A 25041-nucleotide genomic window follows, 5' to 3' on the forward strand; every position below is an offset into this window, starting at 1 on the left:
ATGATCCTCTTTCCCGCGATCGACCTCAAAGACGGTCAGTGCGTTCGTCTGAAGCTCGGCGATATGGACCAGGCTACGGTCTACAATCCCGATCCCGCGGCGCAGGCCAAGGCCTTCGAGGACCAGGGCTTCGAGTGGCTGCATGTGGTGGATCTCGACGGCGCCTTCGCCGGCGAAAGCCGCAACGGCTTTGCCATCGACGCAATCCTCAAGGCGACCAGGAACCCGGTGCAGCTCGGCGGCGGTATCCGGACGCTCGAGCATATCGATGCATGGCTGTCTCGGGGCCTTGCGCGCGTCATCCTCGGCACCGTTGCCGTGCGCGATCCGGCTCTCGTCATGGAAGCCTGCAGGAAGTTTCCTGGGCAGATCGCCGTCGGCATCGACGCCAAGGGTGGCAAGGTGGCAGTCGAGGGCTGGGCTGAAGCCTCCGAACTCGGCATCATCGAACTGGCAAGGAAATTCGAAGGCGCAGGCGTTGCCGCCATCATCTACACAGACATCGACCGCGACGGCATCTTGGCCGGCATCAACTGGGCCTCGACCCTGGAGCTCGCCGACAGCGTTTCCATTCCGGTCATCGCCTCGGGGGGACTTGCCTCCATGGACGACATCCGGCGAATGCTTGAACCGGATGCCGCGCGCCTGGAAGGGGCGATCTCCGGCCGCGCGCTCTATGACGGCCGGATCGATCCGGCCGAGGCTTTGGCGTTGATCCGATCCGCCAAGGGAGCGAACGCATGACCCTTAAGGCCCGCGTCATCCCCTGCCTCGACGTGAAGGACGGCCGCGTCGTCAAGGGCGTCAACTTCGTCGACCTGATCGATGCCGGCGATCCGGTGGAGGCCGCCAAGGCCTATGATGCGGCCGGTGCCGATGAGCTGTGCTTCCTCGACATCACCGCCTCGTCGGACAATCGCGACACGATCTTCGAGGTGGTGGCGCAGACGGCCGAACATTGCTTCATGCCACTCACCGTCGGCGGCGGCGTGCGGGCAACCGCCGACATCCGCAGGCTTCTGCTGGCCGGCGCCGACAAGGTGTCGATCAATTCCGCCGCCGTGAAGAACCCGGATTTCGTGGCCGAGGCGGCCGACAAGTTCGGCAACCAGTGCATCGTCGTCTCGATCGACGCCAAGCGCGTCTCGGGTGAGAACAAGACGCCGCGCTGGGAGATCTTCACCCATGGCGGTCGCCAGCCGACCGGCATCGATGCGGTGGATTTCGCCGTGCGCATGGTCGAGCGCGGCGCGGGCGAATTGCTCGTCACCTCCATGGATCGCGACGGCACGAAGAGCGGCTACGATCTCTCGCTGACGCGAACGATTGCCGACGCGGTCCGTGTGCCGGTCATCGCCTCGGGCGGCGTTGGAACGCTCGACGACCTGGTGGCCGGCGTCAGCGAAGGCCACGCGACGGCGGTTCTGGCTGCCTCCATTTTCCACTTCGGCACCTATTCGATTGGCCAAGCCAAGCGCTATATGGCCGAGCACGGCATTGCCATGCGGCTCGACTGAAGGACCGATCGATGAGCGCATTCACCCTGACGGACCTCGAGACGATCGTTGCCGACCGTGCGCTAGCCGCGCCTTCGGAATCATGGACCGCAAAGCTCGTTCATGGCGGCCAGGAGAAGGCGGCAAAGAAACTGGGCGAAGAGGCCGTTGAAACGGTGATTGCCGCCATCCGCGCCGATCGCGACGAACTGACGGCAGAAAGCGCCGATCTCCTCTATCACCTGTTGGTCGTATTGAAGATCGCCGGCGTTCCGCTGCAGAATGTGCTGGACGAACTTCAACGCCGGACGGCCCAATCGGGGCTTGCGGAAAAGGCAGGCCGACAAAGCTCATGACAATCGCCAGCCAGAGCGTCGAACCCGACATTCCTCCCGCGCCCTCCCCGGTCAGCAATTATTCGCCATTCTTCCTCTTCACCTCCGAGGAGTGGTCGAAGTTTCGCGCCGACACACCGATGACGCTCACGGCCGACGAGGTTTCGCGGCTGCGTTCACTCGACGATCCGATCGATCTCGATGAGGTACGGCGGATCTACCTTTCCCTCTCGCGACTGCTGTCGGCGCATGTCGAGGCGTCGCAGCTGCTGTTCCAGCAGCGCAACAGGTTCCTCAGCCTGTCGGGCGAGGTGAAGACGCCGTTTGTCATCGGCATTGCCGGCTCGGTTGCGGTGGGAAAGTCGACCACCGCGCGTATCCTGAAGGAATTGCTGGCTCGCTGGCCTTCAAGCCCGAAGGTCGATCTGGTGACCACCGACGGCTTCCTGTTTCCCAACGCCCATCTGCGGCGGGAAAATCTCATGGAGCGCAAGGGCTTTCCGGAAAGCTACGACATCGGGTCGCTGCTGCGCTTCCTGTCGGCGATCAAGGCCGGCAAACCGAACGTCAAGGCACCGCGCTACTCACACCTGACCTACGACGTGTTGCCAGACGAGTTCTCGATCATCGACCGGCCGGATATTCTGATCTTTGAAGGCATCAACGTGCTGCAGTCGCGGACGCTGCCGATCGACGGCACGATCGTGCCGATGGTCTCCGACTTCTTCGACTTCTCGATCTACATCGATGCCGACGAGGCACAGATCCACAACTGGTACGTAGAGCGCTTCATGCGCCTCAGGCAGACCGCATTTCGCGATCCGAGCTCGTTCTTCAACCGCTACGCTTCGATCGACGAGCCGGCGGCCTTGGCGATCGCCGAGGGGCTCTGGCAGAACATCAACCTCAAGAACCTGCGCCAGAATATCCTGCCGACGCGGCCGCGCGCCGACCTCATCCTGCGCAAGGGCAGCAACCATTTCATCGAGACGGTGGCGCTGCGCAAACTCTGACACCCATCACGGTCAGGGATTGACCCGCCTTAGCGTCAGATTGATGCGGCCACCATTCTTCAGCAGCGTCGATGTGGCCGGATAGATCCGATCGACGCCGTGAAACGCCAGACGTCCCTCCCCGCCGATGACGACGATGTCGCCGCTCGACAGCCTGAAGGATCCGGTCGGATCGTTGCGCTTCAGGCCGCCGACGCGGAACAGGCAGGTGTTGCCGAGAGAGATGGAGAGCACCGGTGCCTCAAGGTCCAGTTCGTCGCGGTCCTGATGCAGGCTCATGCGTGCCTCGTCTGCGTAGAAGTTGACGAGACAGGCTTCCGGCGGCTTGGGATAGGCGGCGAACCGCTCCCAGAGTTCGACGAGTTCGGGCGGTATCGCCGGCCACGGCTTGCCGGTTACAGGGTGGTAAGGCTGATAGCGGTAGCCATGCTGCCTGTCGGTTACCCAGCCAAGCGAGCCGCAATTGGTCATCCGCACCGACATCGGCTTGCCCGTTCCCGGCAGCTCCGGCACATAAAGTGGCGCCTCCGCGACAACGGCACGGATCTGCTCGACAAGCTGTTCCTGGGCCGGGCGGTCCAGCTGGTCCGGGATATGGCGAATGCCGCCGAGGAGTGTCGCCATCGTCTGCCTTCGATCAGTCGCCGGCGGGGCGGCCGCGCATCTTCTTGACTTCCGACCGGCCCGACTTTTCCTTCAGCCGGCGCTCGATCGAGCCCTTGGTCGGCTTCGTCTTCTTGCGCGGCGGTGGTGGCGGCTTTGCCGCCTCCAGCAACAGTTCCTTCAGCCGGTCGCGGGCATCTTCACGATTGCGGTCCTGGCTGCGAAAGCGGTTCGCCTCGATGATCAGCACGCCGTCCTTGGTGAGGCGCCGACCAGCAAGCCCGGCCGCGTTCTGCTTGACGCGATCCGGCACCGAGGGCGAATTCATCAAATCGAAGAACAACTGGACGGCGGTGGAGACCTTGTTGACGTTCTGCCCACCGGGCCCACCCGCCAGCACGAATTGCTCGGTCAGTTCCCAGCCCGCAATGGTTATTCGACTGTTGATGACGAGAGGATCGCTGGCCATTGTCTGTCTCCGGCGCCTTCTATTCCACAAACAGGCACAAAAGAAAACCGCCGGCCCAGAGGACCGGCGGCTGTCGGTGCTCCACGTGAATCCTTATTCGGCAGCAGCCAGCAGGCCCGGTGCCGCGTCCAGCACCTTGCTGTCGACATGGCTTTCGAACTTGGTGAAGTTGCTGATGAACATGCCGACCAGCTTGGCGGCCTGCGCGCCATAGGCTGCGGCATCGCTCCAGGTGGAGCGCGGATCGAGGATCGAGGTATCGACCTCCGGCACCGCCACCGGAACGGCGAAGCCGAAGTTCGCGTCGGTGCGGAATTCAGCCTTATTGAGTTCGCCGGTCAGAGCGGCCGTCAGAAGCGCGCGGGTCGCCTTGATCGGCATGCGTCGACCGGTGCCGTAGGCGCCGCCCGTCCAGCCGGTATTGACCAGCCAGCAATCGACGCCGTGGCGGGCGATGAGGTCGCGCAGCAGGTTGCCGTATTCCGTCGGGTGACGCGGCATGAAGGGCGCACCGAAGCAGGTCGAAAACGTCGCTTCCGGCTCCGTCACACCCTTTTCCGTGCCTGCCACCTTGGCGGTGTAGCCGGACAGGAAGTGGTACATGGCCTGCTCGGGCGTCAGCCGGGCGATCGGCGGCATGACGCCGAAAGCGTCGGCCGTCAGCATGATGATCGTCTTCGGATGCGGCGCAAGGCCCGTCGCCGAGGCGTTCGGGATGAAGTGCAGCGGATAGGCGCTGCGGGTATTTTCCGTCAGCGACGCGTCATCAAAGTCCGGCACGCGGTTTCCGTCGAGAACGACATTCTCGAGAACCGTGCCGAACCGGCGGGTGGCGGCATAGATTTCCGGCTCGGCCTCAGCCGACAGGCGAATGGCCTTGGCATAGCAGCCGCCTTCGAAATTGAAGATGCCGTTTTCGCCCCAGCCATGCTCGTCATCGCCGATCAGCGTACGGTTCGGGTCGGCCGACAGGGTCGTCTTGCCGGTGCCGGAAAGGCCGAAGAACACCGCCGCATCGCCTTCCGAGCCGACATTGGCCGAGCAGTGCATGGGCATGACGCCCTTTTCAGGCAGCAGGTAGTTGAGGACGGTGAACACCGACTTCTTGTTCTCGCCGGCATAGGATGTGCCGCCGATCAGCACCAGGCCATTGGCAAGATCGCAGGCGATGACGGTTTCGGAACGGCAGCCGTGCCGGGCCGGATCGGCGCGGAAGCTCGGCAGGTTGATGATCGTCAGCTTCTGCTGGAATTCGCCAAGCGTCGAACGGTCCGGGCGGATCAGCAGGTTGCGGATGAACAGGGCATGCCAGGCAAGTTCGGTAACGACGCGGGTCGGCAGCGCGTAATCACGATCGGCCCCGCCGATCAGATCCTGAACATAAAGCTGCTTGCCGGCGGCATGCGCCAGCATGTCCTGACGCAGAAGCTGGAAGTGCTCCGGAGACATCGGCTTGTTGTTGTCCCACCAGACCTTGGGGTCCGTCACCTCGTCGCGCACGACGAACTTGTCCTTCGGCGAGCGCCCGGTATGCTGGCCGGTGACCGCGCGCAACGCGCCATCGATGGTCAGCTCCGCTTCCCCGTTGCGCAACGCCGACTCATAGAGTTCGCTCTCACCCAGGTTGTAATCGGCCCGTGCTGCATCAACCAGGCCGATGGCTGCCAAGCCGTTGGACGGATTGTAATTTCCGTACTGCTCCATATCGCGCTATCCTTCAGCCGACGTTGTTGGTGACTTTAGGCTATCGACTGCGCACGGAAAGAACAAGCGGTAATCCGGATTACCTCAATAAAATCAGATATTTAATCGATTTAAACAATTTTCGCAGGGTTTAAATCGGTTTGAGAGGCGTAGATTTGTGCCCGACACGCGGCGCTGCTCGCGCAAGTGAACGGGGTTGAACGGCGCCCCCTTTATCTTTGCCACAATTTGTTCCACCTTTATCCTCAAGACACGCAAACCCGGGCAGCCGCCCGGCTGGGCCACAATCCAGGAGCTGCGTGCAGAATGGCGGAGACAGATAGAATGCAGACAATCGCGTTGGTTGACGACGATCGCAATATCCTCACTTCGGTGTCTATCGCACTGGAAGCGGAAGGCTATCGGGTCGAAACCTATACGGATGGTGCTTCTGCCCTGGATGGTCTCTTGGCCCGACCGCCGCAAATGGCGATCTTCGATATCAAGATGCCGCGCATGGATGGAATGGAGTTGCTGAGACGGCTCCGGCAGAAGTCGGACATCCCGGTGATCTTCCTGACGTCGAAGGACGAGGAGATCGACGAATTGTTCGGGCTGAAGATGGGCGCCGACGATTTCATCACCAAGCCGTTTTCCCAGCGACTGCTGGTGGAGCGGGTCAAGGCGATCCTGCGGCGGTCGAACAAGAACGACGTCCTTCCGGGGCCCGGTGTCAAGCCGTCCGCCGACCAGCAGGCGCGGACGCTCGAACGCGGGCAGTTGGCGATGGACCAGGAACGCCACACCTGCACCTGGAAGGGCGAGCCGGTAACGCTGACCGTGACCGAGTTCCTTATCCTCCACTCGCTGGCCCAGCGCCCCGGCGTCGTTAAGAGCCGCGATGCATTGATGGACGCCGCCTATGACGAGCAGGTCTATGTCGATGACCGGACCATCGACAGCCACATCAAGCGGCTGCGTAAGAAGTTCAAAATGGTTGACGGCGATTTCGATATGATCGAAACGCTCTACGGCGTAGGCTACCGTTTCCGCGAAGCGGCGTGACGCTATAGCTCAAATGCTCGCCGCAACCCTGCGCGCGCCGGATTGGCGCGTCGTGCTCTGACCGCAGTGACGGCCGGCGTTGCGGGTGAAAGGGAGAGGCTTGTCCGATCAGACGATCCAGTCACACAGGGTTGGCGCGCAGGAAGAACCTCGCCGCGTCAGCCGCCGGCTATGGTCGCATCCGTTCACGCTGATCCGCCGCATCTTCGGCAACGCGGTCTTCTCCAGCCTTACCCGCCGCATCCTGTTCTTCAACATCGCAGCGACGGTGGTGCTGGTCGCGGGCATTCTCTACCTCAACCAGTTCCGCGAAGGACTGATCGACGCGCGGGTGGAAAGCCTGCTGACGCAGGGCGAGATCATTGCCGGGGCGATCTCCGCCTCGGCATCGGTCGACACGAACTCGATCACCATCGATCCGGAAAAGCTGCTGGAACTGCAGGCCGGGCAAAGCATCACGCCGGTGCCGAACGACGAGGATCTCGATTTCCCGATCGATTCGGAACGGGTGGCGCCGGTCCTGCGCCGGCTGATTTCGCCGACCCGCACCCGCGCCCGACTGTTCGATGCCGATGCCAACCTGCTGCTTGATTCGCGCCACCTCTATTCGCGCGGACAGGTGCTGCGCTACGACCTGCCGCCGGTTGAAGGCGAATCCGGTACCTGGAATGACTGGTTCGCCAGCCTCATCAACCGGATGCTGCAGCCCGGCAACCTGCCGGCCTACAAGGAAGCGCCCGGCGGCGACGGTTCTATCTATCCGGAGGTGATGAACGCGCTGACCGGCGTGCGCGGCGCCGTGGTCCGCGTCACCGACAAGGGCGAACTGATTGTCTCGGTCGCTGTGCCGGTGCAGCGTTTCCGTGCCGTGCTCGGCGTTCTGTTGCTGTCGACCCAGGCCGGCGACATCGACAATATCGTGCATGCGGAGCGGCTCGCGATCATGCGCGTGTTCGGTGTCGCGACGCTCGTCAACATTCTCTTGTCGCTGCTGCTCTCTTCCACGATCGCCAATCCGCTGCGTCGCCTGTCGGCAGCGGCCATCCGCGTTCGACGCGGCGTGAAGCAGCGCGAGGAGATCCCCGACTTCTCCGCCAGGCAGGACGAGATCGGCAACCTGTCGATCGCGTTGCGCGACATGACCAACGCGCTTTACGACCGGATCGACGCGATCGAAAGCTTTGCCGCCGATGTCAGCCACGAGCTGAAGAACCCGCTGACCTCGCTCCGCAGCGCCGTGGAAACACTTCCTGTCGCCAAGAGCGAGGATTCCAAGCAGCGGCTGACCAACATCATTCTTCACGACGTGCGACGCCTCGACCGCCTGATCACCGATATTTCCGATGCCTCGCGTCTCGATGCGGAACTCGCCCGCTCCGATGCTGCACCGGTCAACATGGAGATCCTCGTCGGCAACCTCATCGACATCTCGCGGCAGATCCGGACCGGCCGCAAGCCGGTGGAGATCGATCTCAGCGTCGAGCACAAGGCCGGGACCAAGTCGAACTACCTCGTCCACGGTCATGACCTGCGGCTCGGCCAGATTATCACCAACCTCATCGAGAACGCCCGCTCCTTCGTGCCGGAAAAGGGCGGGCGCATCGCCATCCGTCTCTACAAGAGCCGCGGCAACTGCGTCATCCAGGTCGACGACAACGGACCGGGCATCCGCGCCGAAGACATCGACCGGATTTTCGAACGCTTCTACACCGACAGGCCTGACGGCGAGAGCTTCGGCCAGAATTCCGGGCTCGGTCTGTCGATCAGCCGACAGATCGCCGAGGCACATGGCGGATCGCTGAAGGCCGAAAATCTGACGGATGCTAAGGGCGACGTCAGCGGCGCACGGTTCACGCTGTCGCTGCCGACCGGGGAAACGGCATGACGCCGGGCGCCAACCTCCACGCCACAGTGATCGTTGCCGGAACCCGCGGCCTGCTGTTTACCGGAGCCTCCGGAAGCGGCAAATCTTCCCTTGCCTTTGCCTGCCTTGCGGCGGCACGCGCACGCGGCGCCTTCGCCGCACTCGTTGCCGACGACCAGGTCTTCGTCCGCCGGCACGGTTCGATGGTCATTGCCGAATGTCCCGCTTCCATTCGGGAACTGATCGAGATTCGCGGGAGCGGCATCGCGACAGTCGCCAGCATAGACAAGGCTCGTCTCGACCTTGCCATAGAAGTGATCGGCGACGGTGATGCAGAGCGTCTGCCGCCGGAAGACGAACGCTTCAGCGTCGTCGACGGGGTGTCTCTGCCCCCTGATCCGGCTGCATGGCCGGGCGCGCGAACCACTGGCAATGATCACGGCGCTGCGACCGGAATTTCATCAGGAGCGGCCATTTTCATGACATCCTCGCGACCATTTTTAACTTGCACTTCAGGTCTACATGGACAAGATGGCTTCCCACCGCCATCAGGCCTGTTGCAGTGCGAAATGGGGCCGAGCGTATCGATGTACTGGGGGGTGATTTCACTATGATCGGACTTGTGCTTGTCACTCATGGCAAGCTGGCTGACGAGTTCCGCCATGCGCTGGAGCATGTGGTGGGGCCTCAGAAGAATATCGAAACCGTCTGCATCGGTCCGGAAGACGACATGGATCAGAGGCGCCAGGATATCGTCAATGCCGTGGAACGGGCAGATGACGGGCACGGCGTGGTGATCCTGACCGACATGTTCGGCGGCACCCCCTCCAACCTCTCCATCTCCGTGATGAACAGCGGCAAGATCGAGGTGATCGCCGGCGTCAATCTGCCGATGCTGATCAAGCTTGCCGGCATCAGGGCCGAGAACGACATGCAGAAAGCACTGGTCGAAGCCGCCGAGGCCGGCCGCAAATACATCAACGTCGCCAGCCGTGTCCTGAGCGGCAAATGAAACCTTCCATGGCAGCCCTTTCCCGCGAACTTCTCATCGTCAACAAGCGCGGCCTGCACGCCCGAGCATCGGCCAAATTCGTACAGATGGTCGACACGTTCGACGCCGACATCAATGTCTCCAAGGACGGCATGACCGTCGGCGGCACGTCGATCATGGGCCTCATGATGCTTGCCGCAAGTCCCGGCTGCACGATCGAGGTCAGTGCCTCCGGCACTCAGGCTGAAGCGGCTCTCGAGGCTCTCGCGCAGCTTGTCGCCGATCGCTTCGGCGAAGAGATGTAACGATCATATAAAGACTTCTTTATATCCTTATTGCCAGTTGCCGGTAAGCCTGCTAAACGGCTGGCAGCGCTGTCGCCTGTCGTGACGGCTGTCAAAAGCTGTGCGCCGAAGGCGCTTGACCTGCGGATTGGAGAACAACCATGAGCATCGACAAAGACTACATCGTCGCGGATATCGCGCTTGCCGATTTCGGTCGCAAGGAGCTGAATATCGCTGAAACCGAAATGCCGGGGCTGATGTCCTGCCGCGAGGAATTCGGCGACAGCAAGCCGCTGAAGGGCGCCCGCATTTCCGGCTCGCTGCACATGACGATCCAGACGGGCGTGCTGATCGAAACGCTGAAGGAACTCGGCGCCGACGTACGCTGGGCCTCCTGCAACATCTTCTCGACCCAGGATCACGCCGCTGCCGCGATTGCCGCTGCCGGCATTCCGGTATTCGCCGTGAAGGGCGAATCGCTGACGGAATACTGGGAATATACCGACAAGATCTTCCAGTGGACTGACGGCGGCCTGTCCAACATGATCCTCGACGATGGCGGCGACGCCACCATGTACATCCTGCTCGGCGCCCGCGCCGAAGCCGGTGAGGACGTCCTTTCCAACCCGACCTCGGAAGAGGAAGAAATCCTCATCGCGCAGATCAAGAAGCGCCTGCAGGCTTCTCCCGGCTGGTTCACCAAGCAGCGCGATGCCCTCAAGGGCGTCACCGAAGAAACCACCACCGGCGTTCATCGCCTCTACGAACTGGCCAAGAAGGGCCTCCTGCCCTTCCCGGCGATCAACGTCAACGACTCGGTCACCAAGTCGAAGTTCGACAACAAGTACGGCTGCAAGGAATCGCTGGTCGACGGCATCCGCCGCGGCACTGACGTGATGATGGCCGGCAAGGTCGCCGTCGTCTGCGGCTATGGCGACGTCGGCAAGGGTTCCGCCGCTTCACTGCAGGGTGCTGGCGCACGCGTCAAGGTTACGGAAGTCGATCCGATTTGCGCGCTGCAGGCCGCCATGGACGGCTTCGAAGTGGTCCAGCTCGAAGACGTGGTATCGAGCGCCGACATCTTCATCACGACGACCGGCAACAAGGACGTCATCCGCATCGAGCACATGCGCGAGATGAAGGACATGGCGATCGTCGGCAACATCGGCCACTTCGACAACGAGATCCAGGTCGCTGCCCTCAAGAACCTCAAGTGGACCAACGTCAAGCCGCAGGTCGACATGATCGAGTTCCCCAAGGGCAACCGCATGATCCTGCTTTCGGAAGGTCGCCTGCTGAACCTCGGTAACGCCACCGGTCATCCGTCCTTCGTGATGTCGGCGTCGTTCACTAACCAGGTGCTCGGCCAGATCGAGCTGTTCACCAAGCCCAACGACTACAAGCCGGGCGTCTACATCCTGCCGAAGCACCTCGACGAGAAGGTCGCCCGCCTGCATCTGGCCAAGCTCGGCGTCAAGCTGACCGAGCTGTCGACCGAGCAGGCCGCCTATATCGGCGTGTCCCAGCAGGGTCCGTTCAAGTCGGAACACTACCGGTACTAATCTGAGCCGACTAATCCACAAGATATAGAAGCCGCGGACTTGACAAGTCCGCGGCTTCTTTTTTGCGCGCCGGCCTTTGCCGCGATTTGCGAAGCAGTTATTGTTTCAAGACTTGATTCGCATGAGGTCGGCGGCGGCCTTGGCGAACTGGAATGTCTTGTCGGCGATGCGGCACATGGACGGGGACAGACCGGAATGGCGGTAAAACACACGGCTCCCCTGTCGGGGCGCTGCAGGGGCGACGGTTGCGACGAGGCACCGTCATCAATTTCACAACGGACGGCGGGGCGCGTGGCAAAGAAGCGGATCTTAGGCCTGGGCCGGCTGTTCTACAGTGCGCGAGCCGCGCTGGCTGGCACGGCCCTGTCCGGCGTTGCCGGCATCGCGCTGGCGCAAGCGCAGGAGCGGACGCTTCCTGCGGCGCGGATGTTCAGTTCGTTCGAGGTTATCTTTTCATCGGTCACGGTTGGCGCAATCGCAGCTGCACTGCTGTCGACGGTGTGGCTCGTCCGGCAGCGCGGCAATCTGGAAGCCGAGAGCCAGGAGATGCGTGGCGCGCTGTCTGACGCGCAGCAGCGGATCTCCAAGTATGAGGCGCTGATTGCCGACAAGAACCGCAGGATCGTCATCTGGGAAGCCGGGCCTTCGCGGCCTGAATTTCTTGGCCAGCTGCCGCCGGAAACCGGAGCGCCTTCCGAAGACCGGGATTTCCTCGCCTTCGGCCGCTGGATGCGGCCGCATTCGGCGACCGAACTGGAACACGCTATCGAAGGCCTGCGCGGTCAGGCCCGCAGCTTCGACATGGTCGTCGAAACCAATCGCGACGAAATCCTCGAGGTTCAGGGACGGGTGTCGGGCGGCAAGGCATTCATCCGCTTCATCGCCCTCAACAACCTGCGCGCCGAACTGGCGGAGCTGAAGATTGAGCGGGAACGGCTGGTCACCTCGATCGGGATGTTCCAGTCGCTTCTCGACGCGCTGGAGCAGCCGGTCTGGCAGCGCGATCTCGACGGAAAGCTCGCCTGGGTCAACCATGCCTACGGGGAGGCTGTCGAGGCGAGCAATGCGGCACACGCCGTCAACGAGGCTCGTGAATTCCTCGGCACCATCGCGCGGGAAAAGATCCGTGCGACTGCGACCATCAACGCGCCGTTCCATGATCGCGTATCCACCGTCGTGCGCGGCAATCGATCCGTCTTCGAGGTGGTCGACGTCATCGGCAAGACCGGTTCCGCCGGCATGGCGATAGACGTTTCGGAAGCCGAAACCATTCGCGCCGAGCTCGACCGGACGCTGAAGAGCCATGCCGAGACGCTCGACCATTTGGCGACGCCCGTGGCGATTTTCGACCGCGAGCAGCGGCTGCAGTTCTACAACCAGGCTTTCGTGCGGCTCTGGGATCTCGACCTCGGATTCCTGGAAAGTCGGCCCGACCACAACGAACTTCTCGACAGGCTGCGCAGCCAGAACAAGCTGCCCGAGCAGCTGAACTGGCGCAACTGGAAGGAGTCGGTGCTGTCGGTCTACCGGTCGCTCGATACGCAGACCAACCGCTGGCATCTGCCGAACGCCCAGACGCTGCAGGTCATCGCGACCGCTCACCCGCAGGGTGGCGTCACCTGGGTGTTCGAGAACCTGACCGAGCAGGTCGACCTCGAGACCCGCTACAACACACTGGTCAAGGTCCAGGGCGAAACCATCGACCATCTGGCGGAAGGCGTTGCCGTGTTCGGTCCCGACGGGCGGATCCGGCTCTCCAACCCTGCCTTCCGGGCACTTTGGGGCCTGACCGAAGACCAGACCAAGCCCGGCATGCACATCAAGGCGATCGAAGCCGCCTGCATGATGGAATACGACAAGGCAGACGGCTGGCGGCTGTTCGGCCAGATGCTGACCAATTTCGATGACGAGCGGCCGTCGCTGCAGGGCACGTTCGAGCTGTTTTCCGGCATCGTGCTGGATTACGCCGTCATTCCGCTTCCCAACGCGCAGACCATGCTGACATTCGTCAACATGACCGACAGCGCGCGTGCAGAACGCGCCTTGAAGGAAAAGAACGAGGCGCTGCGCAAGGCCGACGAGCTGAAGAACGATTTCGTCCAGCACGTCTCCTATGAGCTGCGCTCACCGCTGACCAACATCATCGGCTTCACCGACCTTCTGAAGACACCGGGCATCGGGCCGCTCAATGAGCGTCAAACCGAATATGTCGACCACATCTCGACCTCGTCCTCCGTTCTTTTGACGATCGTCAACGACATCCTGGATCTGGCGACCGTCGATGCCGGCATCATGGAACTCAACTACGCCGAAATGGACATCGACGACCTGCTCGACGACGTCGCCATGCAGATCGCCGACCGGCTGCAGGAAAATGCGGTGATGTTGGAAATCGTCGCTGCACGGGGCATGGGGACCATCGTCGCGGATCAACAGCGCCTGAAGCAGATCCTCATCAAGCTGATCACCAATGCCGCCAATTTTGCACCGGAAGGCTCCACGGTCACCCTCAGCAGCTGGCGCAACGGCGTGAACTTCTTCTTCTCGGTGACCGACCAGGGGCCGGGTATCGCCGAAGACGTGCTGAAGACGGTGTTCGACCGCTTCTCCAGCGGCAAGGGCGGCAAACGCAGCGGCGCCGGCCTCGGCCTGTCCATCGTCGAAAGCTTCGTTCACCTGCACAAGGGCGACGTTAAGATCGACAGCCGACCGGGCGAGGGTACGACCGTCGTCTGTCGCATTCCGAGCGCAGTCACCGCCCGGTCCGTCGCCGCCGAATGATGGTGCCCGACCCAATCGTCCTGACGCTTGCCGACGAGGCGGCGACGATTCAGCTCGGCGAGGACCTCGCTCTGGCGCTGAAGCCGGGCGACTGCCTGGCGCTTTCGGGCGACCTGGGTGCCGGTAAATCGACGCTTGCGCGGGCATTCCTGCGGGCAATGGCGGACGATCGCGACCTTGAGGTCCCGAGCCCTACCTTCACCCTCGTCCAGTCCTACGAGCTGCGCATTCCGGTCGCGCATTTCGATCTCTACCGCTTGGGTGACCCTTCCGAACTGGAGGAACTCGGCTTCGACGAGGCTCTGGCCGACGGAATCTGTCTTGTCGAATGGCCGGAGCTGGCGGACGCGGCACTGCCCGGCAACCGGATCCGGCTTCAGCTCGTGCATGACGGAGAGGGACGACGTGCAGAGATTGCCGGACCCGAAGCGGCTCTTGAGCGGATCGGCCGGAGCCTCACCATTCGTCGGTTCCTGACCGAGAACGGCCATGGAGCCGACCGCCGCCGCTACCTCACAGGCGACGCATCTCTGCGTGCCTATGAGACCCTGATGCGTTCCGACGGCACGCAGTTCGTGCTGATGGACTGGCCCCGCCATCCGGAGGGACCGCCGGTGCTGGACGGCAAGCCCTACCCCAAGGTGGCGCATCTGGCCGAAGAGGTGCTGCCGTTCGTCGCCATCGCGCGGTATCTGCAAGATTGCGGACTTCGCGCGCCCGGCGTGCTGGCTGCCGATTACGAGAACGGGCTTCTGGTGCTTGAGCACCTGGGCGAAGCCGGCGTGCTCGATGAGCGGGGACAGCCGATCGCGGAGCGCTATCAGGCGGCAGTCGAATGCCTGGCGCATCTGCACGGTGCGCCGGTGGTCCGGGAAATTCCGGTAACCGCCGAGCATCTCCACACCGTCCCCGATTTCGATCCGGTGGCGATGAAGATCGAGACACGACTGATCCTCGACTGGTACCTCCCCTGGAAACGCGGCGGGAGGTCAGCCACCGACCTTGAGCGGCAGCGGTATTCGGAGATCTGGGACGGCCTGATCGACAGGCTGCGTTCCAGCGAGCGCCACCTGCTGCTGCGCGATTACCATTCCCCCAATCTCATCTGGCGCCAGGCGGATCAGGACCTCTCCCGGGTCGGCCTGATCGATTTCCAGGATGCGATGATCGGGCCGACCGCCTATGACGTCGCGTCTCTGGTGCAGGACGCCCGGGTGACCATTCCGCCGGCCCTGGGCGAGGATCTGCTGAACCGCTATCTCACGCTTCGCCACGCGCAGCAGACGGGCTTCGACGAAGACGCCTTCCGGACGGCGTTCGCCATCATGTCCGCACAACGCAACTGCAAGCTTGCCGGGCTATGGGTACGCCTCAAGCAACGCGATGGAAAACCTGGCTATCTGAAGCACATGCCGCGTACCATGACCTACCTTGCCACCGCTCTTGCGCATCCGGCGCTTGCACCCTTGCGCGAATGGATGGCAGAGGCTGGAATAGACTTCAGCGAATCATAGGCAGGCATCGCGCATGACCATCCAGAACGCCATGGTGCTGGCCGCGGGGCTCGGCACGCGTCTTCGACCGATCACCGACCGGATGCCGAAGCCGCTGGTGCCGGTCGGCGGCCGGCCAATGATGGACTACGTGCTGGATCTCATCGCGGAAGCCGGCATCCGGACCGTTGCCGTCAACGTTCATCATCATGCCGAGCAGATGGATGCCTACCTGTCGGCGCGCACCGATCTCGAAATCCTGATTTCCGACGAACGCGACCGGCTGATGAACAACGGTGGAGGTCTGGCGAGAGGCCTGAAGCTGCTGCCCCCGGGACCTGTGCTGGTAATGAATGCCGATCTCTTCTGGGTCGGCGAGCCTGCGGGCCAGCCCTCCAACCTGCGACGTCTCATCGACTTCTTCGACGAAGGCGCGATGGATATGGCGATGCTGTGCGTCGGGCTGGAGCAGTCGATCGGCCACAACGGCACGAAAGACTTCGATATCTCTCCCGCAGGCCGCCTGACCCGCCATCGTGGTGGCGATGCTCCATCCGTCGTCTATGCCGGCGCCTTCGTCACGACGACAGAGTTCTTTGCCGACGCTCCGGACGATGCCTTCAACCTCAACCTCTATTTCGACAAGGCGATCGAGCGGCAGCGCCTTTACGGCATCGGCCTTTCCGGTCACTGGATTACCGTCGGCTCGCCCGAGGGGCTGCACGAGGCGGAGGCGTTTCTATCCAGCCGCCCGCTGCAGCCGCCCCGGCCGGCATAACGGCATGGACAGCAGGCGATCCAAACGCGTTCTGACCATTCCCCCGGCGGCCGCCTTCCTGCGCACGGTTGCCGAAGCACTCTGTGACGGCACGCTTCTTCCGTCTTTCAGGCATGATCCGCAGGACCCCCTGTCACTCTCCAAAGTGACGATCTATGTGCCGACGCGGCGCGCGGCGCGCGTGCTGCGCTCGGAGTTCCTCGACCTGTTCGGCGGCCGCTCGGCGATCCTGCCGATCATCCGGCCTCTGGGCGAGACGGATGACGACAGCGGCTTCTTCGATCTCGTGGCACCGGAGGAGATGGACCTCGCCATGCCGATCGGCGGCACGGCCCGCCTGCTGGAACTGGGACAGCTGATCCTGGCCTGGCGCAACGCCCTGCCGGACGCCATCACCGCAGTCCATTCGACATCTCCGCTGGTCGCACCCGCCAGCCCTGCCGATGCCATCTGGCTGGCACGCGCGCTTGCCGAACTCATCGACGCCATCGAAACGGAGGAGCGCGACTGGTCGGACCTGGAGCGGCTGGACGTGGCCGACCATTCGCTCTGGTGGCAGCTGACGGCGGAGTTCCTGAAGATCGCCAGCGTTTTCTGGCCGAGCCGGCTGGAGGAGTTGCGACGCTCCTCCCCGGCCCGCCACCAGGCAGCGGTCCTGAACGGCGAATCCATACGCATTGCCGAACGCTCCCATGACGGGCCGGTCATCGTTGCCGGTTCGACGGGCTCGGTACCGGCAGCCGCCAACCTGATCGCCGCCATTGCCGATCTGCCCAATGGCGCAGTCGTGCTGCCGGGCCTCGATCTGTCCATGCCGGACGACCAGTGGGCGATGCTTGGTCGCGGTGCGTCCGAGTTGATCGGCGAACCCGCCAGCCGAAGCCATCCGCAATACGGACTGTATCACCTGCTTCAGCGGCTGCAGGTGCGGCGGGACGAGGTCGAAGTCTTGGGATCCGTCCCGCAGGATCTGAGGGATCGGGCAGCGCTTCTGTCGCAGGCTATGGTTCCCGCCGAGGCGACTGATCGCTGGAACGAGTGGCGTGGGACGACCGCTGCCGACACCATTGGCGCCGCATTCGCCGATGTTGCGCTTGTGGAGACCGGCAATGAGCGCGAAGAGGCAGCAGCGATCGCCATCGCGCTGCGCCTTGCCCTCGAGAGGCCGGGAGAAAACGGCGAGTCGCAGGCCGCGCTCATCACGCCCGATCGCGCGCTCGCGCGCAGGGTGACGGCAGAACTGGCACGCTTCGGCATCGTCGCGGATGATACCGCCGGCACGCCGCTTTCGGCGACACCGCAGGGGACGCTGCTGACGCTCTGCCTCGAGGCGATGTTGCGGCCGGGCAATCCGACCGCCATCACCGCCCTGATGAAACACCCGCTCGCCTGCTTCGGCTCGGAGGCCGAGACCCGCAGGCTGGCCGGCGAAGCGCTGGAGCTTCTGGCGCTGCGTGGCGGCACCGGCGAACCGGACATCGACGCCCTGCCCGAATTGCTGGCGACGCGGCTTGCCGAGCAGCAGGCCGATCGGCATCCGCCGCAGTGGCGGCTGTCGCTGGACGAGGACGCTGCCCGGAACGCGCATGGTCTGGCGGACAGGATGGCCGCTGCGGCCGAACCGCTGACCTCCACCCTCGGCATCACGCGCGCCGATGGCCGGCGCCTGTCGACAAGGCTTCCGCTGTCGGACTGGGCCGAGCGCACCGGACGGGTGCTCGAAGCGGTCGCCGCCAATGCGGCCGGCGATCTGCGGCCTCTGTGGACGGGGGAAGCCGGCGAACGTCTCGCAGCCTTGCTCGGCGAGATTATCGAGACCGACGGGCAGATGGAGGCCGATGGACCGCAGTGGATCGATATCGTCGCTGCCCTGCTGACCAGCGAGGCTGTGAAGCCGCGGGCGCTCAGCCATCCTCGGGTCTTCATCTTCGGCACGCTCGAGGCGCGGCTGCAGCACGTCGACACGCTGATCCTCGGCGGTTTGAATGAGGGGTCGTGGCCCGGACTGTCGGTGAACAACCCTTTCCTGTCGCGCAGCATGAAGACCGATATCGGCCTGGAACCGCCTGAACGGCGGATCGGCCAGCTGGCTCATGACTTCGAGATGGCGAACGGCACCCGTCACCTGATCTATACGCGATCGCTTCGCAAGGGCGGTGCACCGACGGTCGCATCGCGCTGGCTGCAGCGGCTGCTGGCTCTCGGCGGCGAGACGCTGGCAGGGGATCTGCGGGCACGGGGTGCGCAATACCGGCAATGGGCGCGCCAGATCGATGAGGCCGGCCAGGACGAAAGGCAGGCGCTTGCAAGACGGCCGTCCCCGACGGCGCCAGCCGAACTGCAGCCGGTGAAATACTCGTTCAGCGAGGTGGGCCGGCTGCGGCGCGACCCTTATTCCATCTATGCGCGGCGCATCCTGAGGCTCGATCCGCTGGATCCGTTCAACCGCGATCCAGGTGCTGCGGAGCGCGGAACGCTCTATCACCGGATCGTCGAGCGCTATACGCGCATCTCTCCCGTCGCCGGCACCGAAGAAGCGTGGGCCGTGATGCTGCGGCTGATCGACGAGGAGTTCGAGACCGCCGACCTGCCGCTGCATATTGAACAGGTCTGGCGTCCCCGCTTTGTCGAAGTCGGCCGTGCCTTCCTGCGGTGGGAGGCCGGTCGCGCGCAGGACGTCCGCCGCACCTTTACCGAACTGCCGGCTGGTTTCGACATCCCTGAAGCCGGCATCCGGCTGACGGGCATTGCCGACCGGATCGACATCAAGGGTTCGGGCGGCGCCGACATCATCGACTACAAGACCGGCCTCAACCCCTCCGTCTCGCAGGCACGCGCGCTCCTCGACCCGCAGCTGGCGCTTGAAGCTGCCGCGCTGCAGGCAGGTGCCTTCCGCGACCTGGGATCGACACGACCGGAGGATCTGCTTTACGTGCGGCTTCGGCCCGGCGAGCGTTTCACGTGCGACAAGGTCAACAACGAAGGCGGCCGGGCTACGGCGAGAAGCCAGCCCAAATCCTCACAGCAGCTTGGCGAGGAGGCTTTGACGCAGTTGACGACCTTCCTCACCCGCCTGCGAAACGGCCAGGTCGGCTTTGCCTCGCGGCTCATCCCTGCGATGCAAAGCGATTTCGGCGGAGAGTATGATCACCTCGCGCGCGTGGCGGAATGGGCTAGGGCCGATGCCGAGGAAGGCGAGCCCGATGAGTGAGACAGATCTCGACACGCTTGGCGATGATCCGCATCACTGGCTGGACTGGACGGCGCAGCAGCAGGCGCTTGCCTCCGATCCGCAGAGTTCCGCCTGGGTGTCGGCGAATGCCGGCTCCGGAAAGACCCACGTCCTGACCCAACGGGTTATCCGGCTTCTGCTGTCCGGCTGCCGGCCATCGGCGATCCTCTGCCTCACCTATACCAAGGCCGCGGCATCGGAAATGTCGAACCGGGTGTTCCAGCGGCTGGCCGAATGGGCCGTGCTGCCGGACCGCGATCTCGCCAGCCGGATAGCCGGCATCGAAGGTCTTGAGCCGGATTCCTTCAAGCTCGCCGATGCGCGGCGGCTGTTCGCCCGAGCGCTGGAAACGCCGGGCGGCCTGAAGATCCAGACCATCCACGCCTTTTGCGAGGCGCTGCTTCACCAGTTTCCGCTTGAGGCAAATGTCGCCGGACATTTTTCGGTTCTCGACGATGCGGCGGCCAAAGCTCTGCTGGGGGAGGCCCGCCGGTCGCTGCTCTCCGCCACGGCGGCACTGGACGAAGCGGATCTGGCCGATGCCTTCGCCGAAGTTCTGGAGCTCGGCGACGAGACGGGGCTTGAGGCGCTGCTTTCCGACATCGTCGCCAACCGCACCGCCATCCGTCGGTTCATGGCGGAAGCCGAGGCGAGCAGTGGGGTGGATGACGTCCTGCGGCGGACACTCGGCATCGCGCCGGGAGACGACGCGCAGTCCGTCGCTGCCTCCTACTGGCCGTTGCAGGGACTCGTGGGTCGGCTTCTGTCGACCTATCTCGATCTTGCGGACCGCAAGGGCGGCGCCAAGGCGGGTGATGCCGCCTATGCGTTGAGACAGGCGATCGCGCAGGAGGACGTCTTTCTGCGCACCCAGCTTCTCGACCAGGTGTTTCTGACCCAGGCAGGCAAGCGGAAGGCGGATTCGTCGCTGGTGGCCAAGGCCATGCTTGCGGAAGCGCCTGAACTCGGCGACGCCGTTGCTGCCGCCCGGGAGCATGTGGTCGCCACCCGCGAAAAGCTTCGCGTGATGCGGATGTTCTCGGCGACGAGGGCGGCGCTTACCCTCGCCACCCGCCTGGAGAAGGACTACGAGGCCCTGAAGCGACAGCGCAGCCTGCTCGACTTCGAAGACCTGATCGCCCGGACTGAGCATCTGCTGACCCGTGACGGTGTCGGCGCCTGGGTACACTACAAGCTGGACCAGGGGATCGACCATATCCTGGTGGACGAGGCGCAGGACACCAGTCCGGTCCAGTGGAGCGTCATCCAGTCGCTGGCGGAAGACTTCTTTTCAGGACGCAGCGCCCGAGAGACGCGCCGGACGATCTTCGCCGTCGGCGACGAGAAGCAGTCGATCTACTCCTTCCAGGGGGCCCGACCGGAGCGGTTCGCCGAAGAACGGGCTGCCACGCAAAAGCGCGTCGGCCTCGGCGGCCAGCGTTTCCATCCGGTTCGATTGCCGCTGTCTTTCCGCTCCACCGCCGACATCCTCAGTGCCGTCGACCAGGTGTTCTCGCTGGAAGACAACGCCCGCGGCCTCAGCGCGCTCGGCGAGCCGGTGATCCACCGATCAAACCGCATCGGACATCCCGGCGCCGTCGATCTATGGGATACTGTCGTGCCGGACGTTGCGGACATGGAAGACGACTGGACGGCACCCTTCGATGCGACGCCGGATCGTGCTCCGTCCGCGATCCTCGCTGCCCGTATCGCGCACCGGATCGGCGAACTGGTCGGACGCGAGACCGTCATCGAAAAGGGGATAGAGCGGAAGATCCGCCCCGGCGATATCCTGGTCCTGGTGCGCAAGCGCGACGCCTTCGTCAACGCGCTGACGCGGGCACTGAAACGGCGCGGCGAAATCCCCGTTGCGGGTGCCGACCGCCTGAGGCTCACCAGCCATATCGCCGTGCAGGACCTGATGGCGCTCGCCAAGTTCCTGTTGCAGCGGCAGGACGATCTGTCGCTGGCGGCGGTTCTGAAGAGCCCGCTCTTCGACCTTACCGAGGACGACATCTTTCGGATCGCCGCCCTTCGTCCGGATGCGACGAGCGCTTGGAGCCGGCTTTGCGCGCTGGCCGATGACGGTGATGAACAACTGATCGGCCCCCGCAACCTGATCGTACGGCTTGCGGAGATGGCCGACCGCTACAGCGTCCACGACTTCTTTGCCCGCGTGCTGGGGGCAGAGGGCGGACGCAAGCGGTTTCTCGCCCGACTCGGAAGCGAGGCCGGCGATATCCTCGACGAGTTCCTCAGCCTGGCGCTCGACCATGAGGGCAAGGCACTGCCCGGGCTGCAGAGCTTCATCTCGGCGCTGGAGCTGGAAACGCCGGAAATCAAGCGAGAGCAGGACAGCGGCCGCGACGAAGTGCGGATCATGACCGTCCACGCCTCCAAGGGCCTGGAGGCACAGGTGGTGTTTCTGGTCGACAGCGGATCGAGAGCCTTCATCCATTCGCATGTGCCGAAGTTCCGCTTCCTCAAGATCGGCGCGGTGGACGTACCGGCCTGGGTGCCGGGAAAGACGCTTTCCAACGAACTTACTTCGACCGACGAGGACAGGCTGAAGACGTCCGCAGAGGAAGAATACAGACGCCTCCTCTATGTCGGGATGACCCGGGCCGCCGACCGGCTGATCGTCTGCGGCTATCGCGGCAAGCTGGAGAATGACGAAAGCTGGCAGGCGATGATCGCGCGCGCGCTGTGTGCCGATGCCGACCGTTGCGAACTGGCGAGCTTCAAAGGGCCGGATGGCGAATGGAGCGGTCACCGGTGGCGACTTCCCGCCAGTGCCGGACGACCGGTCGCTGTTGGTGACGACAGAAGCGACAGCGACCAAGCCGCAGTGCAGCTTCCGCAGGCACTGTCGCAGCCTCTGCCCCCTTCCCGACCGCTGCCGCGGCCGTTGAGCCCATCCGGCGCCGGCGCCATGGTGGAAGAGGAAGACGGAGATGCCGCATTCATCTCACCTCTGTTCGGCGAGACGCCGAAGGCAGGCCGCGGCCTGCAAAAGGGCCGGCTGACACACCGCATGCTGCAGGTGCTTCCCGGCCTTGCACCAGAGGAGCAGGAACCGGCAGCGGAGCGATACCTGTCGCGCACCGCCGCCTTCTGGCCGGAGGCGGAACGCCGGTCGCTGGCGGCCTCGATCATGGCGGTGCTCCGCCGACCGGACCTCCAAGCGCTGTTTTCTGGCCATGCGCAGGCGGAAGTGTCGATCATGGGGACGATCTCGCTTGGCGGGCGTCAGCATGCCGTGTCCGGCCGCATCGACCGACTGGCGGTGACGCCGGACAAGCGCGTTCTCATCGTCGACTACAAGACCAACAGGTTTGCGCCGAGGACGGTGGACCAGGTGCCGCTGGCCCACCGCGCGCAGTTGGCGATCTATCGGGAGATCCTCAAGCCGCTCTATCCAGGACACTCCGTCGGCTGCATCCTCGTCTATACGGAGACCGCGACCGTCTTGGAGATTCCCGATGCGGCACTCTCCGCCTCGCTTGAAGAACTCGTGACAAAGTGAGATAGGCAGGCATTGAATTTGCCGCTGCAGCGCATCACATTGATGCCAACACCATCATCGAAGGAGAGCCCCATGGCTACCGTGAAAGTCGACACGTCCAACTTCCAGGCCGAAGTCCTGGATTCCGCCGAGCCCGTCATCGTCGATTTCTGGGCCGAATGGTGCGGCCCGTGCAAGATGATCGCGCCGAGCCTTGAAGAAATCTCGACCGAGCTTGCCGGCAAGGTCAAGGTTGCCAAGCTGAACATCGACGAGAACCCGGAACTGGCTGCCAAGTTCGGCGTGCGCTCGATCCCGACGCTCGCCATGTTCAAGGGCGGCGAAGTTGCCGACATCAAGGTTGGCGCTGCGCCAAAGACCGCCCTTTCCGCCTGGATCGCCGGCGCCGCGTAACTTCGCAGCTTCAACTGAGTTCAATTAAAAAACCGGCTGTGCGAACAGCCGGTTTTTTTGGGCCTGAAATTTCCACCACATCAGGTGGGAGGCGTGCCGTTGTCCGCCAGGACGTTGCCGGCAAGATAAAGCGATCCGCCGATGAGAATCCGCGGCGGCGCCATGTCGGGCAGTTGCCGCGCCGCGATTTCCCGCAACGCCTCTTCCACGGAAGATTGCGGTTCTGCCACCAGGCCTGCGTCGTAGGCGGCATTTGCCAGCACCACGGGATCCAGCCCGGCATCGCTGCCGCGGATCGGTACCGTGAAGACGTTTTCGGCGATATCGGCAAAGGCGCGGAAATAGCCGACGGGATCCTTGGTGTTCAGCATGCCGGTGACGAGGTAAAGCGGCCGAGGCTGCTGCTCCTCGAAAGCCGCCATGGCTTCGGCAATGACTTCCCCGGCCCCCGGATTATGACCGCCGTCGACCCAGATCTCAGCACCGCTTGGGCCGGCCTGCACCAACAGGCCGGTGGTCAGCTTCTGCAGCCGACCCGGCCATTCGACGCTGCCCATGGCCTTTTCCATCATCGCTTCGGTCACCACAAAACCGGCTGCCTTGACGGCCCGGATGGCGGCTGCCGCATTGGCGAACTGGTGGCGCCCCGGAAGTCGCGGCAGCGGCAGGTCGGCAAGCCCGAACTCATCCTGGTACACCAGTCGTCCGAATTCCTCGTGCGCCCAATAGTCCTGTCCATAGACCGAAACCGGGCAGCCGAGGCGTTCGGCGGTCGCCACCAGGGTTTCCTCGGCGGCATCGAATTCCTGGTGACCAATGACCACCGGACAGCCGGGCTTCATGATCCCGGCCTTTTCCGCGGCGATCAACTCGACCTTGTCTCCGAGATAGGCTTGATGATCGAAGGAAATCGGCATGATCACCGAGACCGCGGGAGTATCGACGACATTGGTGCAGTCGAGCCGGCCACCCATGCCGACCTCGATGATGACCACGTCGGCAGGGATTTCCGAGAACAGCAGGAAGCTGGCAGCCGTCAGGATCTCGAAAACCGTGATTGCCTGCCCGTCATTCGCCTTGGCGACGCGGCGCAGCGCTTGCGCCAGCACCGCATCCTCGACGAGCCGGCCCGGTTCGCCCTTCCGGCCGATGCGATAGCGCTCGTGCCAGTTCACCAGATGCGGGGATGTGTGCACATGGACGGCGAGCCCTGCCGCCTCCAGCAGCGCACGGCTGAAGGCAGAAACCGAGCCCTTGCCGTTCGTTCCGGCGACGTGGATCATTGGCGGCAGGCGCAGTTGCGGATTGCCCAGCACGTCAAGGAGACGCCGCATCCGCCCCAGGGTCATGTCATAGCCCTTGGGGTGGAGCTGCATCAGCTCGTCGATGACCTGTTCCGCCTCGCTATGCACCACGTCGTTCATTCCAGTCTCCCGGCCAGAATGCCGATCCTGCGGCAGGCAAATCCCAAGG

General features: G+C 63.6%; 20 protein-coding genes. 16 read left to right on the forward strand and 4 right to left on the reverse strand.

Annotated features, from left to right (window positions below; genetic code table 11):
* Genes hisA through coaA form a run of 4 tightly spaced genes read left to right on the forward strand, consistent with a single transcriptional unit; the run spans position 1 to position 2844 of the window.
* The gene (gene hisA, locus ACR65N_RS19825) at positions 1–744 is read left to right on the forward strand and encodes a 1-(5-phosphoribosyl)-5-[(5-phosphoribosylamino)methylideneamino]imidazole-4-carboxamide isomerase (RefSeq protein WP_440458407.1); all 744 of its coding nucleotides are present in this window, start codon (positions 1–3) and stop codon (positions 742–744) included.
* The gene (gene hisF / locus ACR65N_RS19830; RefSeq protein WP_440458408.1) at positions 741–1517 is read left to right on the forward strand and encodes an imidazole glycerol phosphate synthase subunit HisF; all 777 of its coding nucleotides are present in this window, start codon (positions 741–743) and stop codon (positions 1515–1517) included. The genes hisA and hisF overlap by 4 nt, the downstream gene beginning before the upstream one ends.
* An 11-nt stretch (positions 1518–1528) precedes the next feature.
* Positions 1529–1852: a phosphoribosyl-ATP diphosphatase gene (locus tag ACR65N_RS19835; protein WP_440458409.1), complete on the forward strand. Its 324-nt coding sequence runs from the start codon at positions 1529–1531 to the stop codon at positions 1850–1852.
* The gene (gene coaA, locus ACR65N_RS19840) at positions 1849–2844 is read left to right on the forward strand and encodes a type I pantothenate kinase (protein WP_440458410.1); all 996 of its coding nucleotides are present in this window, start codon (positions 1849–1851) and stop codon (positions 2842–2844) included. The genes ACR65N_RS19835 and coaA overlap by 4 nt, the downstream gene beginning before the upstream one ends.
* Before the next feature lie 12 nt (positions 2845–2856).
* Here the strand turns inward: coaA and ACR65N_RS19845 are convergent, their stop codons facing one another.
* The 3 genes from ACR65N_RS19845 to ACR65N_RS19855 form a co-directional block, all read right to left on the reverse strand.
* Complete coding sequence (locus ACR65N_RS19845) at positions 2857–3468, reverse strand: alpha-ketoglutarate-dependent dioxygenase AlkB (protein ID WP_440458411.1); 612 nt, start codon at positions 3466–3468, stop codon at positions 2857–2859.
* A gap of 13 nt (positions 3469–3481) precedes the next feature.
* Positions 3482–3916, reverse strand: a complete 435-nt coding sequence (gene arfB, locus ACR65N_RS19850) for an alternative ribosome rescue aminoacyl-tRNA hydrolase ArfB (protein WP_430307787.1) — start codon at positions 3914–3916, stop codon at positions 3482–3484.
* Positions 3917–4009: 93 nt separating this feature from the next.
* A complete protein-coding gene (locus ACR65N_RS19855; RefSeq protein ID WP_440458412.1) occupies positions 4010–5620 on the reverse strand; it encodes a phosphoenolpyruvate carboxykinase in 1611 nt (536 codons plus the stop codon).
* Between the two features lie 324 nt (positions 5621–5944).
* Between ACR65N_RS19855 and ACR65N_RS19860 the strand changes: the two genes are divergently transcribed.
* The 12 genes from ACR65N_RS19860 (at position 5945) to trxA (ending at position 23568) form a co-directional block, all read left to right on the forward strand.
* Positions 5945–6664 (forward strand): response regulator transcription factor, encoded by a 720-nt coding sequence (locus tag ACR65N_RS19860; RefSeq protein ID WP_440458413.1) that lies wholly within the window; start codon positions 5945–5947, stop codon positions 6662–6664.
* A 100-nt stretch (positions 6665–6764) separates the two neighbouring features.
* Positions 6765–8549 carry a sensor histidine kinase gene (locus ACR65N_RS19865; RefSeq protein ID WP_440458414.1) on the forward strand — a complete coding sequence of 595 codons (1785 nt, stop codon included), beginning with the start codon at positions 6765–6767 and terminating at the stop codon, positions 8547–8549.
* Entirely contained in the window at positions 8546–9142 is a 597-nt protein-coding gene (locus tag ACR65N_RS19870; RefSeq protein ID WP_440458415.1) for an HPr kinase/phosphorylase, read from the forward strand. Before ACR65N_RS19865 ends, ACR65N_RS19870 begins: the two co-directional genes overlap by 4 nt.
* Positions 9139–9540, forward strand: coding sequence for a PTS sugar transporter subunit IIA (locus ACR65N_RS19875; protein ID WP_430307792.1), 402 nt, complete (start codon positions 9139–9141; stop codon positions 9538–9540). Before ACR65N_RS19870 ends, ACR65N_RS19875 begins: the two co-directional genes overlap by 4 nt.
* Positions 9541–9548: 8 nt before the next feature.
* The gene (locus ACR65N_RS19880; RefSeq protein WP_440458416.1) at positions 9549–9824 is read left to right on the forward strand and encodes an HPr family phosphocarrier protein; all 276 of its coding nucleotides are present in this window, start codon (positions 9549–9551) and stop codon (positions 9822–9824) included.
* A 140-nt stretch (positions 9825–9964) separates the two neighbouring features.
* Positions 9965–11365, forward strand: coding sequence for an adenosylhomocysteinase (ahcY, locus tag ACR65N_RS19885; RefSeq protein WP_440458417.1), 1401 nt, complete (start codon positions 9965–9967; stop codon positions 11363–11365).
* A 195-nt stretch (positions 11366–11560) separates the two neighbouring features.
* Positions 11561–14146, forward strand: a complete 2586-nt coding sequence (locus tag ACR65N_RS19890; protein ID WP_440458418.1) for a sensor histidine kinase — start codon at positions 11561–11563, stop codon at positions 14144–14146.
* Entirely contained in the window at positions 14143–15660 is a 1518-nt protein-coding gene (gene tsaE, locus ACR65N_RS19895) for a tRNA (adenosine(37)-N6)-threonylcarbamoyltransferase complex ATPase subunit type 1 TsaE (RefSeq protein WP_440458419.1), read from the forward strand. The genes ACR65N_RS19890 and tsaE overlap by 4 nt, the downstream gene beginning before the upstream one ends.
* 13 nt (positions 15661–15673) lie before the next feature.
* Positions 15674–16417: a nucleotidyltransferase family protein gene (locus ACR65N_RS19900; protein WP_430307796.1), complete on the forward strand. Its 744-nt coding sequence runs from the start codon at positions 15674–15676 to the stop codon at positions 16415–16417.
* Between the two features lie 4 nt (positions 16418–16421).
* The gene (gene addB, locus ACR65N_RS19905) at positions 16422–19628 is read left to right on the forward strand and encodes a double-strand break repair protein AddB (RefSeq protein WP_440458420.1); all 3207 of its coding nucleotides are present in this window, start codon (positions 16422–16424) and stop codon (positions 19626–19628) included.
* Positions 19621–23175 (forward strand): double-strand break repair helicase AddA, encoded by a 3555-nt coding sequence (gene addA, locus ACR65N_RS19910; protein ID WP_440458421.1) that lies wholly within the window; start codon positions 19621–19623, stop codon positions 23173–23175. Before addB ends, addA begins: the two co-directional genes overlap by 8 nt.
* 72 nt (positions 23176–23247) lie before the next feature.
* Positions 23248–23568, forward strand: coding sequence for a thioredoxin (trxA, locus tag ACR65N_RS19915; protein ID WP_430307799.1), 321 nt, complete (start codon positions 23248–23250; stop codon positions 23566–23568).
* A gap of 80 nt (positions 23569–23648) precedes the next feature.
* Here the strand turns inward: trxA and ACR65N_RS19920 are convergent, their stop codons facing one another.
* Positions 23649–24992 (reverse strand): bifunctional folylpolyglutamate synthase/dihydrofolate synthase, encoded by a 1344-nt coding sequence (locus tag ACR65N_RS19920; RefSeq protein WP_440458422.1) that lies wholly within the window; start codon positions 24990–24992, stop codon positions 23649–23651.
* Between the last annotated feature and the right edge of the window lie 49 nt (positions 24993–25041).

The organism is Rhizobium sp. SAFR-030, assembly GCF_059415005.1.

Excerpts from the sequence above, each read along its gene's own strand:
- hisA (WP_440458407.1), top strand. The coding sequence starts at position 1 with ATGATCCTCTTTCCCGCGATCGACCTCAAAGACGGTCAGTGCGTTCGT.
- hisF (WP_440458408.1), top strand. The coding sequence starts at position 741 with ATGACCCTTAAGGCCCGCGTCATCCCCTGCCTCGACGTGAAGGACGGC.
- ACR65N_RS19835 (WP_440458409.1), top strand. The coding sequence starts at position 1,529 with ATGAGCGCATTCACCCTGACGGACCTCGAGACGATCGTTGCCGACCGT.
- coaA (WP_440458410.1), top strand. The coding sequence starts at position 1,849 with ATGACAATCGCCAGCCAGAGCGTCGAACCCGACATTCCTCCCGCGCCC.
- ACR65N_RS19845 (WP_440458411.1), bottom strand. The coding sequence starts at position 3,468 with ATGGCGACACTCCTCGGCGGCATTCGCCATATCCCGGACCAGCTGGAC.
- arfB (WP_430307787.1), bottom strand. The coding sequence starts at position 3,916 with ATGGCCAGCGATCCTCTCGTCATCAACAGTCGAATAACCATTGCGGGC.
- ACR65N_RS19855 (WP_440458412.1), bottom strand. The coding sequence starts at position 5,620 with ATGGAGCAGTACGGAAATTACAATCCGTCCAACGGCTTGGCAGCCATC.
- ACR65N_RS19860 (WP_440458413.1), top strand. The coding sequence starts at position 5,945 with ATGCAGACAATCGCGTTGGTTGACGACGATCGCAATATCCTCACTTCG.
- ACR65N_RS19870 (WP_440458415.1), top strand. The coding sequence starts at position 8,546 with ATGACGCCGGGCGCCAACCTCCACGCCACAGTGATCGTTGCCGGAACC.
- ACR65N_RS19875 (WP_430307792.1), top strand. The coding sequence starts at position 9,139 with ATGATCGGACTTGTGCTTGTCACTCATGGCAAGCTGGCTGACGAGTTC.
- ACR65N_RS19880 (WP_440458416.1), top strand. The coding sequence starts at position 9,549 with ATGGCAGCCCTTTCCCGCGAACTTCTCATCGTCAACAAGCGCGGCCTG.
- ahcY (WP_440458417.1), top strand. The coding sequence starts at position 9,965 with ATGAGCATCGACAAAGACTACATCGTCGCGGATATCGCGCTTGCCGAT.
- ACR65N_RS19890 (WP_440458418.1), top strand. The coding sequence starts at position 11,561 with ATGGCGGTAAAACACACGGCTCCCCTGTCGGGGCGCTGCAGGGGCGAC.
- tsaE (WP_440458419.1), top strand. The coding sequence starts at position 14,143 with ATGATGGTGCCCGACCCAATCGTCCTGACGCTTGCCGACGAGGCGGCG.
- ACR65N_RS19900 (WP_430307796.1), top strand. The coding sequence starts at position 15,674 with ATGACCATCCAGAACGCCATGGTGCTGGCCGCGGGGCTCGGCACGCGT.
- addB (WP_440458420.1), top strand. The coding sequence starts at position 16,422 with ATGGACAGCAGGCGATCCAAACGCGTTCTGACCATTCCCCCGGCGGCC.
- addA (WP_440458421.1), top strand. The coding sequence starts at position 19,621 with ATGAGTGAGACAGATCTCGACACGCTTGGCGATGATCCGCATCACTGG.
- trxA (WP_430307799.1), top strand. The coding sequence starts at position 23,248 with ATGGCTACCGTGAAAGTCGACACGTCCAACTTCCAGGCCGAAGTCCTG.
- ACR65N_RS19920 (WP_440458422.1), bottom strand. The coding sequence starts at position 24,992 with ATGAACGACGTGGTGCATAGCGAGGCGGAACAGGTCATCGACGAGCTG.